The following is a 12905-nucleotide window of genomic DNA, read 5'->3' on the forward strand; positions in this document are numbered from 1 at the left end:
GGGGCGCTGTTGGCTTTCCAACGGACAAATTTGTGCTCCCCCCGATCAAAGCCGGCGGATCATCAGAGAAACGAAAACCAAACTAGACGACCGGTCTAGTTGTGTGTAGAGTGCACCTCATGAACACCAAACATCAAGATACCCGCCAGCACCTGCTCGATACCGGTCGCGATATTCTCGCCGCCCGGGGTTTCAGCTCGGTCGGGCTCAGCGCCCTGCTGCAACAGGCGGGCGTGCCCAAGGGCTCCTTTTACCACTACTTCAAGTCCAAGGAGCAGTTTGGTCAGGCCTTGCTGGAGGATTACTTCAGCCATTACCTGACCGAACTCGACGCCCTGTTCGGCCGGCCGGAACAAAACGGCCGGGAGCGGCTGATGGGCTACTGGAGCGAATGGCAGCGTCGTTATTGCAGCCCGCAAGGCCGCAGCGACTGCCTGGTGGTCAAGCTCAGCGCCGAAGTAGCCGACTTGTCCGAACCGATGCGCCTGACCCTGAAAACCGGCACCGACCAGGTGATTGGCCGCATCGGTGGCTGCATTGCAGCTGGTGTCTCCGATGGCTCCCTGCAGGCAGAGCAGCCGACCCTGCTGGCTACCAGCCTCTATCAACTGTGGCTGGGCGCCAGCCTGCTGACCAAACTGCACCGGGATGACCGGCATCTGAGCCTGGCGATGACCATGACCCGGCAACTGCTCACGCACCGATAACTTTTAATTGATTTGGCTTAACTGGCCCGCCATGGTGCGGGCTTTTTCAGCACACAAAACTAGACGACCGGTCTAATTTAACCGTTTATCATTAAAACGAAACGAAGGTAACCTATGCAGGATTTCAGCTTTTACAACCCGACCCGTATCGAATTTGGCGCCGGCAAGATAGCCAGCCTGAACCAGCTGGTACCGGCCAACGCCCGCGTACTGGTGCTGTTTGGCGGCGAAAGTGCCCGCCGCACCGGTACCCTGGACGAAGTCATCACCGCCCTCGGTGAGCGTGAGGTGCAATTGTTCGGTGGCATAGAGCCCAACCCCGGCTTCGAAACCTTGATGGCAGCGGTGGCCCTGGTACGCAATAACGACATCGACTTTTTGCTGGCCGTCGGCGGTGGCTCGGTGATCGATGGCACCAAGTTCGTCGCCGCCGCCGCCCTGTTCGAGGGAGATGCCTGGGAAATTCTGCTAAAAGGCGGCCAGAACATAGAGCACGCCCTGCCCTTCGGGGCCGTGCTGACCCTGCCGGCCACCGGCTCCGAGATGAACAAGGGGTCGGTGATCACCCACAAGGCGCTGCAGGCCAAACTGCCCTTCATGAGCGAGCAGGTGTTCCCGCGTTTTTCCGTGCTGGATCCGGTCAAGACCTACACCCTGCCCACCCGTCAGGTGGCCAACGGCGTGGTCGATGCCTTCGTTCACGTCATGGAGCAGTACCTGACCTATCCGGCTCAGGCGCCGGTGCAGGATCGCTTCGCCGAGGGGCTGCTGCACACCCTGATTGAAATCGGCCCCGAGGCCCTGGCCGATCCAGAAGACTACCAGACCCGCGCCAGCCTGATGTGGACCGCCACCCTGGCCCTGAACGGCCTGATCGGCGCCGGTGTGCCGCAAGACTGGGCCTCACACATGCTGGGCCACGAACTCACCGCCCTGCACGGCCTGGATCATGCCCAGACCCTGGCCGTGGTGTTGCCCGCCATGCTGCGCCAGCGCAAGTCCACCAAGCTCGGCAAGCTGGTGCAATACGCCGAGCGGGTATGGAACATCCATGAAGGCAGTGACGACGACAAGGCCGAAGCCGCCATCGAACGCACTAGCGCCTTCTTCGAGTCCGTCGGCGTCAAGACCCGCCTCGGCGACTACAACCTGGGAGCCGGGCATATCGACGAGATCATCGACCGCCTGACAAGCCACGGCATGGTCGCACTCGGTGAACACGGCGACGTCACCCCCGACCACTGCCGCCAGATACTGCTGGCCAGCCTGTAATACCCATTATATTGGCTAGGTATGAGTTGACTGTCTGCGTATCAGCCTTGATGTAGACTCTTTCGTGCTTAGATTAACTCTAATAAAAACAGAATGTTGCCGGACAAGACACACTGAATTAGGACATAGCCAATTATCTTAAACATTCGATCTTTTTGACTGCGATATCAATCCCGGACAAGGGCCTGCTTCTTCCTTGAGCTCCGGCGTTGCCTGCAGGCGCCATCTGCGGGCTACTCGGTGTGCCAGAAGAGGCCTCAATATGGCCAGAACATTACTGGGGTTGGTATAAACCAAACATGAAGGAGAACAAGATGAAACAAACTGCCCATATCAATCGCCGACTCACCCTGGCCTCGCGCCCGGTTGGTGCCCCCACCGCCGCCAACTTCGCCCTGCAGGAGAACGCCATGCCCGCGCCGGGCCGGGGCCAGTTACTGCTGCGTACCGTCTTTCTGAGCCTGGATCCCTACATGCGCGGTCGCATGAGCGACGCCAGGTCCTACGCCGAACCGGTCGCCATCGGTGACACCATGGTCGGCGGCACCGTCAGCCGGGTCCATGTCAGCAAACACCCCGACTACCAGGCGGGTGACTGGGTGCTGAGCTACAGCGGCTGGCAGGATTATGCCCTCTCCAATGGCGAGGGGCTGATCAAGCTGGACCCCGCCCAGGTGCCGCCCTCCTACGCCCTGGGCGTACTCGGCATGCCCGGGTTCACCGCCTATATGGGGCTGCTGGATATCGGCAAGCCGCAACCGGGCGAGACTATCGTGGTTGCCGCCGCCACCGGCCCCGTGGGTGCGACCGTGGCACAAATAGGCAAGCTCAAGGGCTGTCACGTGGTGGCGGTGGCCGGTGGCACAGAGAAATGCCGCTACGCGCTCGAGACTCTGGGCGTAGACGCCTGTCTCGATCACAAGGCCGACGACTTTGCCGAACAACTGGCGAAAACCTGCCCCGATGGCATCGATGTCTACTTTGAAAACGTCGGCGGCAAGGTGCTGGACGCGGTATTGCCGCTGCTCAACACCGGTGCCCGCATCCCGGTATGTGGTCTGGTCTCCCAGTACAACGCCACCGCATTGCCGGATGGCCCCGATCGCCTCGGTCAACTGATGGGCAACATTCTGGTCAAGCGCCTGACCGTGAAGGGCTTTATCATCTTCGACGACTACGCCCACCGCTACGACGAATTCGCTCGTGACATGAGCCAGTGGCTGGGTGACGGCAACATTCACTACCGCGAGCAGCTGGTGGACGAGCTGGAAAATGCCCCCCAGGCCTTTATCGGTCTGCTGCAGGGGCAGAACTTCGGCAAGCTGGTGGTGCGCGTCGGCGACGACGAGCTGGCCTGAATACACCCGCTCGGCAAGCCCCCGGTGATCGGGATCGATGACAAGATACTGGCCGAGTCCGGCGCCATCACCGAATACCGGATCAGGAGAGACTTTGACCCAGGACCTGTAACAGAAAGACAGCCGCCGAACGGAACAACAGATCCAAAAGGCCGGTGGGCATTCGCCACCGGCCTTTTTACGTTCAGCTAGCCCGGAATCTGCCGCCAGCAACACCATCAGGCATGGCGGCTCAGGATTGCACCAGCCCCGGCTCCATGTTGCGCTGGGGGCCGAAAAACAGCGCGAAACGCAGGGCCACATAGGCGACCACCAGGGTGGCCACTATCAACTCACCGCCAGCCAGCAGGCGCAGCTGGCTCTGGATCTGATCATCCAGCCCCCAGTGTCCGGCGAGCGCGGCCACCTTGTACAGAGCGGTGGCGCCTATCACCAACGGAAAGGTGAAAGCCGCATAACCCGGACTGAACGGCAGTCGCAGCAGCTTGGTCAGGGCCAGGTAAATCAGCATTGTCATCAGCATCGCTATGCCCAGCAGCACCGCCACCAGCAGGGGGGAAGGATTGCCGATGACCGTCAGGTAACCGGCCAGAGACAGGCTGGCCGGTGCGGCCAGAATGGCGATGGTCGGTTTGGCGGCGTCCGGTACCTCCGCGCAGAAAATCAGGCGATACAGCATGATGGGCAACATGAAGGCATAGCAGACCATGCCAAACCACAGCAGCCCCTGAGCCAGAGGCAACAGGGCGCCACCGGGGCTGGCCACATCGGCCACGATAATACCTACCGGCGGTACAAACCAGCTGGGCACCATGTGATGCAGCCGAAAATCCTTGAACCGGTGCCAGACAAAGGTCACCAGAAACACCAGATGCAGCGCCACCGCGAACAACCAGAGTCCGGTCCCCGGATGGCCGCCTATAGCCTTGGACACCACCATGGTCGCCATGGCAAAGGTGGGCACCACGCTGCCTACGACGGGGTGCGCCAGATCTTCCGCCAGCAGCCGGGGATGCAGCACGAACTTGCCCACCAGTATCAGCAGCAGCACCGCGGCGATGGCGGCGCCCAGCGTCTGGGCACCACCGGCAAACAACCCGGTATTCTCCCAGCACCAGCCAAGGCTGGCGATACCTAAGGCCAGCCCCGCCATGGGAGTGGGCGCAGTGGCGAAACGTTCGCGGTAAATAGTCAGCATGATGGGCCTCCTCAATAACTGAACCCATCATAGAAAAGCCCACTCATTCATGATATCTAAATGATTTAAACATTACGTTTGGTATTTCTAAATGATAAGCCTGAAACAACTGCAGGTGTTTACCAGCATTGCCCGGCACGGCAACCTTGGCCTGGCGGCCGAGGAACTCTTCCTGAGCAAGGGCGCCCTGTCACAGGCGCTGGCGGAGCTGGAGCGACGCCTGGGTCACCCGCTGTTCGACCGGGTTCATCCGCACCTGAAACTCAATGCACAGGGCCAGCAACTGCAGCCACTGGCCGAAGAGGTACTGAGTCGCGTCACCGACATAGAACACCTGTTTGACGAAAGTGGCGAGCCCAGTGGCATACTGCGCTTGGGCGCCAGCCAGACCATCGGCAATTACCTGCTGCCACAGCTGCTGGCGCAACAACCCGGTCTGCAGGCCAGGGTATCCATCACCAACACCCATAATCTGTGTGGCATGCTGGCGCGATTCGAACTGGATATGGCGCTGATCGAGGGAGAAAATTACCATCCGGCACTGGTGACGCAAGACTGGCTCAGCGATGAAATGCTGATCGTCGCTCACCCGGATCATCCCTTGACCAGCAAGCGTAAACTGAGCCTGACTCAACTCGAACACCACGACTGGGTGCTGCGTGAGCCACGGTCGGGTAACCGTGAACAGTTTGACCGTGAGCTGCTACCCAGGCTCGGCAGCCTGGGAAACATACTGGAGCTCAACACCCTGGAGTCCGTGATGCTGGCGGTAGAGCAAGCACTGGGACTGGCCTTTGTTTCAAGAAGGGCGGCAAAAGACAGACTGGCCGGCGGCCGTCTGGCGGTTATCGATGTGAATATTCACTTATCCCGCACCCTCCGACTGGCATGGCACAAGCAAAAATATCATTCGGCCCTGCTGCGTCGCTTCATCTCCTTCTGCCTGCAACAGAGCCATGGCTAGCCTCAACTGCCGCAGGACGATGAAGCCTGGCCATTTACAGCAATCCATTTTCTGTAAACACAGGCGCTCTGATAAGCTGTTTATATCAGGATGGCGACGAGCCGCCCGACCGGATCACCTCAGGATAACGACCAACGCCTTATGAAACTCTCCCAGCTCAATGCCTTCAAAGCCATTGTCGAATGCCAGACGGTCACCGCCGCCGCCGAACGGCTTAACCTAAGCCAGCCGGCGGTGAGCCGCTTGTTGTCGGCGCTCGAGCAGCGGCTGGGGTTCCAGCTGTTTATCCGCAAGGGCAACCGGCTGCAGCTCGGCGATGATGGCGAGGCTTTTTATCTGGAGGTGGCCCGGGCCTTCGAGGCCGTCTCCGGGCTCGATCAGGCCGCCGCCTCTATTCGCGCCCATCGCTTCGGCCGCCTCAATATCGCCGCCATGCCGCTGCTTTCCAACGACTTGCTGCCCCGAACCCTGGCCCGCTTTCTGCACCAGACGCCGCAGATGAAGGTAGCGATGAAAACCTACCGTTCGGAAGAAGTGGTGCACAGGGTGCAGAGCCAGACCACCGACATCGGTTTTGCCTTTATCGACGAGCCGCTGGCCGGGGTCAGGGCCCGGCGGGTGAAATGCGAGTCGGTGTGCCTGCTGCCCGCCTGTTCTCCATTGGCAGAAAAATCACATATTGATGTGGATGATCTGGCCGAGCTGTCGCTGATCCGTCATGAAAAAGACGTCAGCCAGCGCCTGATCGATGCCTTGCTGCGGCGCTACCAGCTGAACATGACCGAGCAGATCGAGGTCTCGCTGGCCACCACGGCGGCAGCCCTGGTACGCGAAGGGCTGGGCATGGCCATCACGGATCCCTTTACCGCCCGCATTGCCAGCGAGCATAACGCCGTGATTGAGCGGCCACTGGCCTTTTCGCTGCCATTCGAATTTGAAATTCTCTACCCGGCCCTGCGCCCGCTCAACCGCCATGCCCAGCGCTTTATCGAGCACTTTACCGAGCTGGCCGAAGACATGGGAATAGTGCTGAACATGGGACCGATGCGGGATCTCTGCGGACCGAGGTGATTTGCGTCACATTTTTTCTTCGGTGGTGACGAAGCGCATAACAAGATTAACATCTGGTTCATCAAACAATTACATATAGATCCCCGCCGAAGTATGTCCTTTCTGCATGGTTCAAGAAGGCCTGTGCATTATCCTGCGTTCCCGGTTTTTCCTAGTCTGGCGCCATCAGCAATCCATCGTCAGAGGAAAACCCATGACCACTCGTGTTTCCGTGATCGGCTCCGGCAATGCCGGCCTGACCGCCGCCTACCATTTTTCCCTGATGGGAACCCGGGTCTGCCTGTATGGCGCTCCCGGGTTCGATCAACCGCTGGACGACATCGCCCGGCGCGGCGGCATTCAGGCCCTGACCGAGTTCAACGGCGTGCCCCTGGAATTCGCCGGCACCCAGGCCATCCATGCCCTGAGTCGCGATCTGGCCGAGGCGGTGGCCTTCGCCGATGTGCTGGTGCTGCCGGTGCCGTCCTTCGCTCAGGAACCCTTGTTCAGGGCCATGCTGCCGCACCTGCGCGATGGCCAGACCCTGTTGCTGATGCCAGGCAATTACGGCTCTCTGGTCTTTAACCGCATCAAACAGGAAGAAGGCTACCGGGCGCTGGACGTCACCCTGGTCGATGCCATTTCCATTCCCTGGGCGACCCGCATCGTCGGCCCGGCACAAGTGGCCATTCTCGGCATGAAGCAGCAACTGCCGGTGGCCGCCCTGCCCGCCGGTCGTACCCGGGAGGCCATCGAACGCCTGCAGCCACTGATGCCGCTGCCATTGACCGCCCTGGACAACGTGATTGCCGCCGGGCTGGAAAACATCAACTTCGGCGGCCATCCGCTACTGACCACCCTCAACATGGGTCTGCTGGAAAACTTCGACGGCCAGTTCAACTACTACAAAGACTGCTGTTCAATCGCCACCGCCCGGGCGGCGGCGGTCATGGAGCAGGAACGGCTGACGGTAGGCGAGGCACTGGGCCTGACGCTGAAATCCGAACTGGAGGCCATGAACAGCCTGTATGGCCTGAGCGCCGGCAGTGTCTATGAGCTGAACCGCACCTCGGAAACCCACGGCAAGCTCAACAGCGCCCCAAAATCGGCCCAGGATCGCTACATTACCGAAGATGCCGCCTATCTGCTGGTGCCCTGCTTCGAGTTCGGCCGGCTCGCCGGAGTGAAAACCGCGCTGGTCGAATCCTGCCTGCATATCAACAACGCCTATAACGAAACCGACTATTTTTGCAGCGGACGTACTCTGGAAAAAATGGGCCTGGCCGGTAAATCGGTTCGGCAGATCATGGAACTGGTTGCCTGATACCAGGTGATGGGGCCTGCCGCCCCGTCGCCGGTCATCCAGCCTGGATACGCAATAAGGACATTCCAATGACCAGAATAAAATTCCCGTCCGCCATTACCATACTGTTTCTGCTGACCATGGTGATGGCGGCACTGACCTGGATCATCCCCGCCGGTCAGTATCAGATGGAAAAGAACGAAACCCTCGGGCGCCCGGTGCCTCTGGTGGGTTCCTATCAGCCGGTTGATGCCAATCCGCAGGGTCTTATCGAGATACTGATGGCACCGGTGCAGGGGTTTTATGATCCGGACGGCTATGTGGCCCGGGCCGTCGATGTGGCCCTGTTTGTGCTGGTGATCGGCGGCTTTCTGGCGGTGGTGACCCGCACCGGCGCCATCGATGCCGGCATCAACGGCAGCATGGCCCGGCTCAAGGGCCGGGAAAAATGGATGATACCGCTGCTGATGGGGCTGTTCGCTTTGGGCGGAACCGTCTATGGCATGGCCGAGGAAACCATTCCCTTCTATGCGCTGCTGATCCCGGTGATGATCGCCGCCGGCTACGACAGCATAGTGGGCGTTGCCATCATCATGATCGGTGCCGGCATAGGCTGCCTGGGCTCCACCATCAACCCCTTCGCCACCGTCATCGCCTCCAATGCCGCCGAAATCAATTTCATGGACGGCTTTGGCCTGCGCCTGGCGATATTGGTGCTGGGCTGGCTGGCCTGCGTCTTCTACGTGATGCGCTATGCAGAAAAAGTGAAACGGGATCCGTCCCGTTCCCTGGTCGCCCATCAGAAGGAAGCAAACGAACGGCATTTTCTGCACGGCAAAGAACAGCAGGCCCCCGAGCTGACCCCGACCCGCAAGCTGATCCTCGCCATCTTCGCCCTGAGCTTCGGCGTCATGATGTGGGGAGTGTCGGCGGGCGGCTGGTGGATGGCCGAGCTGTCGGCGCTCTTTATCGGTGCCAGCATACTGGTGGGACTGGTGGGCCGGCTGTCGGAAGCCGAATTGACCGGCAGCTTTATCGATGGCGCCCGGGATCTGCTCGGAGTGGCCCTGATTATCGCCATTGCCCGCGGCCTGGTGGTGGTAATGGATAACGGCAATATCACCCACACCATACTCCACGCCGCCGAAGAGCTGTTGTCGGGAATGCACCAGATCGCCTTTATCAATGCCATTTACTTTATAGAAGCGGTGATGAGCCTGCTCGTGCCTTCCTCCTCCGGATTGGCGGTGCTGTCGATGCCGATACTGGCGCCCCTGGCCGACTTTGCCGGCATTGGCCGCGAACTGGTCGTCACCGCCTTCCAGTCCGCCTCCGGTCTGCCCAACCTGGTGACACCTACCTCCGGTATAGTGATGGGTGGCCTGGCCATAGGCCGGGTGTCCTACGGCGTCTGGCTGAAATTTATCGGCCCCCTGCTCGGTGTGCTGACCCTGATGGTGATGGCCATGCTCAGCCTGGGCGTGGTGCTGGGAGCTTAACCCCGGCCCACCAATAACCAACAAGAAAGCCGTTAGCTAACCCTGGCGGCCTTTTTGTATAGAGTGCCAGCTCAGGGTTACCCGGGGGTCTGGCTTTTTATATATTCGATAAATAGTCGGGAGACATCATCCGGCGATTCGGGGTTCCAGACCATGCTGAGATCAAAGGTGAGCCTGTGGTTACTCAAGGGGATAGCTTTCAGGGAGGAAGGGAGCTGACCGAGGATCCCTTCCCCCATGATGCCGATGCCTTCCCCCATGCGCAGGTGCGCCATCATGTCCGGCAGTTCGTCGGCTTCGGCGGCGACCCGGGGCGTAAAGCCGGCACTCAGGCAGATGGCATTGATAATTTCGCGGTAATAGCCCCAGCGCTGAATGTTGCCCAATATCATGGGTTCATCCACCAGCTCCTCGACTGTCAGCTTGTTACGGTTAAACCAGGGATGTCCCTGTCTGACCAGCACCACCGGTTTTTCCCGGGATATACGCCAGGATGCCAATGGTTGCTGGCAGGCAATGGAAAAAGCAAAACCCAGGTTGATACTGCCTTTATCCAGCGCATCCAGCTGTTCATTGGTGGCCAGCAGGCGCAGATGCACTTCGATATCCGGATAAGCTTTTCTGAAGCCGACAATTAGATCGGGCATACAGCTCATCGAGGCAAAAATACCGTATCCGATCAGCAGCTTGCCCGACTTGCGGAGCGCACTGTCGCGGGCCATGAAAACCCCCTGTTGCAGAACCCTGGCGGCGCGATTGGCATACTCGACCAGTATCAGCCCGGCCGCCGTGGGCTCTACACCGCGCGGATGGCGCACCAGCAACTGCAACCCCAGTTCTTCTTCCAGGGTTTTCATGGCCCGGCTTAGTGCAGGCTGAGCCAGATGCAGCTGTTTTGCCGCCGCATGAATGTTGCCCTGCTCCACAACGGTCAAAAACTGTATGAGACGGCGCTGAAGTAATTCCACTCAAGATACTCTTAAGGTATTCACATATGCCTAATATATATTATTAAAGTATTAATATTGTGCGTAGTCTTGCACGACGATTTTTACTGATCCGGAGAGTAACATGAAACCGTTAATTGGCGTGCTGTCTGACTTCAGCGAAGACGATCAGATCGGTGTATCAACCCGACTGGGGTTTCGCGGACAGGAATGGCAACTGTTGGCCAGCGACTATGTGCGCGCCATCGAAAATGGCGGAGGCATTCCCGTTATTATCCCCGTGATGCAGAATCAGGATAACCTGCCCGAATTGCTGTCGCGCCTGGATGGCCTGTTTCTGACCGGCGGCTCGGACATAGATCCCCAGCTGTACGGTGAACTTCCGCATGCAGGCCTGGGTGATATCAATCCCCAGCGGGATGCCCATGAGCTGGCGCTGGTGCGTTATGCGCTGGAGCATATGAACTTTCCCATGCTTGGCATCTGTCGGGGCCTGCAGCTGATGAACGTGGCGGCAGAAGGCACCCTGTATCAGGACCTGGCCAGCCAGAGACCTTCCGACCTGCATCATACCAACTGGAACTCTCCCAAGTACCACCCGGTGTTTACCGCCGAGATTAGCTGTCATTCCCGTTTAGCGGCCGCGTTTGATGCACTCTCTATGCCGATCAACAGCTATAACCATCAGGCGGTGAAGGAGTTAGCTCCCGGCTTCAAGGCCACCATGACGGCGCCGGACGGCCTGGTTGAAGGCATCGAAAAAGACGGCAACAGATGGATATGTGCGGTGCAGTGGCACCCAGAAATGATGGCGAAACGTGACCCCCGCTACCTTCGGCTGTTCAGCAGCTTCGTCGATGCCTGCAAAAACCACAGCAGATAACAGGTAGTTGCTCGTTAAGTCGTGGCATCACGGTCATGCCAGACGAGAGGGAGCTGGTCCGCCAGGTGCCCCCTGTCTTGTGAGTATGTTGCCAGGAACCTTAAGCAAGTAGATTATGGATAATTTTATGTTGGATATTAACCAAATTATTGGCACCCTGACCGGTTTGATTTGGGGTCCCTGGATGCTGGTCGCCCTGGTGGGCATCGGCGTTTATTACACCCTGCGTCTGGGGTTCTTTCAGCTCTTTCGTTTTCCCTACGCGATCAAACAAACCCTGGGTCGCGCCTTCCTGCCTGAAAGCAAGATTGCCGGTGAAGGTACCTTGCTACCGCGCCAGGCGGCGTCGGCAGCCATGTCGTCAACCGTGGGGGTGGGCAATATAGTCGGGGTAGCCAGCGCGCTGCTATTGGGTGGACCCGGCGCCATCGTCTGGATGTGGATATCGGCCTTCTTCGGCATGGCGACCAAGTACGCCGAAATCGTGCTGAGTATTGCCTACCGGGAAAAAGACCAGAAAGGCATCTTCCATGGCGGCCCGGCCTGGTATATGAAAAAAGGCCTGAAGGCGCCCTGGCTGGCCAATATTTTTACGGTCTGTCTGGCGGTGGTATGCCTGGCCGGTAACATGATTCAATCCAACGCCATTGCCGGCAACGTCGAAAGTCTGGTGGCACTGGATCCCCTGTGGACAGGGCTGATCCTGATGGGGCTGGTGGCGGCGGTTTCCGTGGGTGGTGTACGCCGACTGGGCAAGGTCACCGAGAAAGTGGTGCCCATCATGGTGGTATTCTATCTGCTGGGCGGCATTATCACGATTTTGTATCATGCCACTACCTTGCCCGAGGTAATTGCCGGCATGTTCAGCTCCGCATTTTCACTGGAATCCGTGGGCGGTGGCGTGGCCGGCTATGCCATTATGGAAATCATTCGCTATGGTGTGGCACGCGGTCTCTATTCCAACGAGGCGGGAATGGGGACGGCCCCCATTGCTCATGCATCGGCCAAAACAGATCATCCCGTTCGTCAGGGGTTGTGGGGCATTACCGAAACCTTTATCGATACCTTTCTGGTGGGCACCATTACCGCCCTGGCCATCCTGACCAGCGGTGTACTGGCTACGGAAAACGATGCCGCCATCCTGGCCAGCCTGGCATTCGATACCGTGGTGCCCGGTTTTCGCTATATCGTTTCCATCTCGATAATCCTGTTCGCCTTCTCCACCATTATCGCCATCAATTACTATGGCGAATCCATGTGTTTCTTCCTGGGCGGTCGGCGTTTGTCTCTGGCTTATCGCTACATCTTCCTGCCCTTCACCATTATCGGTGCCGTCGGTGGCTTGAAGATGATCTGGTCCGTTTCCGATCTGCTATTCGGATTGGCGGTGATCCCCAACCTGATCGCCATACTGCTGCTGAGCCCCAAGGTGATTGCCTTGTCGAAGGAGTTTTTTCAGGACATAGCGGTGCGTGAACGCGAGCAGGAACGAGAACAGGATCAGGCCAGGGCCGACGTTTCCGGTAGCTGATGCCGGCGACAGGCTGTTGATGCTGTGCCCGGTAGATAGTCGACCTATCACCGAATGTAGTTGGCAGATTACTAACCAAAGGCCGTTAGCTAACCCTGGCGGCCTTTTTACGTTCTCCGAGCCCGCCGAGATCACATCCTGGGCAATTATCCGGTTTCTATTTCGAATACGGTCATCCAGTTGCGCTACAGTC

At 58.8% G+C, this 12905-nt stretch carries 11 protein-coding genes and 1 pseudogene; 10 read left to right on the forward strand and 2 right to left on the reverse strand.

Annotated elements, in window-relative coordinates; genetic code table 11:
• Window positions 1-119 precede the first annotated feature (119 nt).
• The 4 genes and pseudogenes from ACLEIV_RS10250 to ACLEIV_RS10265 form a co-directional block, all read left to right on the forward strand.
• The gene (locus tag ACLEIV_RS10250; protein WP_410456554.1) at window positions 120-707 is read left to right on the forward strand and encodes a TetR/AcrR family transcriptional regulator; all 588 of its coding nucleotides are present in this window, start codon (window positions 120-122) and stop codon (window positions 705-707) included.
• Window positions 708-821: 114 nt separating this feature from the next.
• Window positions 822-1979: an iron-containing alcohol dehydrogenase gene (locus ACLEIV_RS10255; RefSeq protein ID WP_410456555.1), complete on the forward strand. Its 1158-nt coding sequence runs from the start codon at window positions 822-824 to the stop codon at window positions 1977-1979.
• Between the two features lie 314 nt (window positions 1980-2293).
• Window positions 2294-3337, forward strand: a complete 1044-nt coding sequence (locus ACLEIV_RS10260) for an NADP-dependent oxidoreductase (protein ID WP_410456556.1) — start codon at window positions 2294-2296, stop codon at window positions 3335-3337.
• A pseudogene (locus ACLEIV_RS10265) lies at window positions 3338-3427 on the forward strand (thioredoxin domain-containing protein); the annotation flags it as partial.
• Between the two features lie 142 nt (window positions 3428-3569).
• Here ACLEIV_RS10265 and ACLEIV_RS10270 read toward each other — a convergent pair.
• Window positions 3570-4535, reverse strand: a complete 966-nt coding sequence (locus ACLEIV_RS10270) for a TDT family transporter (RefSeq protein ID WP_410456557.1) — start codon at window positions 4533-4535, stop codon at window positions 3570-3572.
• 91 nt (window positions 4536-4626) lie between these two features.
• Between ACLEIV_RS10270 and ACLEIV_RS10275 the strand changes: the two genes are divergently transcribed.
• The 4 genes from ACLEIV_RS10275 to ACLEIV_RS10290 all read left to right on the forward strand — a co-directional run bounded on the left by ACLEIV_RS10275 (window position 4627) and on the right by ACLEIV_RS10290 (window position 9351).
• On the forward strand, window positions 4627-5499 hold the full coding sequence (locus ACLEIV_RS10275; RefSeq protein WP_410456558.1) for a LysR substrate-binding domain-containing protein: 873 nt from the start codon (window positions 4627-4629) through the stop codon (window positions 5497-5499).
• A gap of 141 nt (window positions 5500-5640) precedes the next feature.
• The gene (locus tag ACLEIV_RS10280; protein WP_410456559.1) at window positions 5641-6570 is read left to right on the forward strand and encodes a LysR family transcriptional regulator; all 930 of its coding nucleotides are present in this window, start codon (window positions 5641-5643) and stop codon (window positions 6568-6570) included.
• Window positions 6571-6763: 193 nt separating this feature from the next.
• A complete protein-coding gene (locus ACLEIV_RS10285; protein ID WP_410456560.1) occupies window positions 6764-7873 on the forward strand; it encodes an NAD/NADP-dependent octopine/nopaline dehydrogenase family protein in 1110 nt (369 codons plus the stop codon).
• Window positions 7874-7941: 68 nt separating this feature from the next.
• Window positions 7942-9351: a YfcC family protein gene (locus ACLEIV_RS10290; protein ID WP_410456561.1), complete on the forward strand. Its 1410-nt coding sequence runs from the start codon at window positions 7942-7944 to the stop codon at window positions 9349-9351.
• Window positions 9352-9428: 77 nt separating this feature from the next.
• Here ACLEIV_RS10290 and ACLEIV_RS10295 read toward each other — a convergent pair whose 3' ends face one another.
• A complete protein-coding gene (locus tag ACLEIV_RS10295; RefSeq protein WP_410456562.1) occupies window positions 9429-10319 on the reverse strand; it encodes a LysR family transcriptional regulator in 891 nt (296 codons plus the stop codon).
• A gap of 103 nt (window positions 10320-10422) precedes the next feature.
• On the opposite strand from ACLEIV_RS10295, the gene ACLEIV_RS10300 reads away from it, so the two are divergent.
• Together ACLEIV_RS10300 and ACLEIV_RS10305 are read left to right on the forward strand one after the other, a co-directional pair.
• On the forward strand, window positions 10423-11181 hold the full coding sequence (locus tag ACLEIV_RS10300) for a gamma-glutamyl-gamma-aminobutyrate hydrolase family protein (RefSeq protein ID WP_410456563.1): 759 nt from the start codon (window positions 10423-10425) through the stop codon (window positions 11179-11181).
• 127 nt (window positions 11182-11308) lie between these two features.
• Window positions 11309-12712: an alanine/glycine:cation symporter family protein gene (locus tag ACLEIV_RS10305; RefSeq protein WP_410456564.1), complete on the forward strand. Its 1404-nt coding sequence runs from the start codon at window positions 11309-11311 to the stop codon at window positions 12710-12712.
• Window positions 12713-12905: the final 193 nt, after the last annotated feature.

It is taken from the genome of Oceanisphaera submarina (assembly GCF_046521305.1).
GTDB classification, from domain to species: Bacteria; Pseudomonadota; Gammaproteobacteria; order Enterobacterales; family Aeromonadaceae; genus Oceanimonas; species Oceanimonas submarina.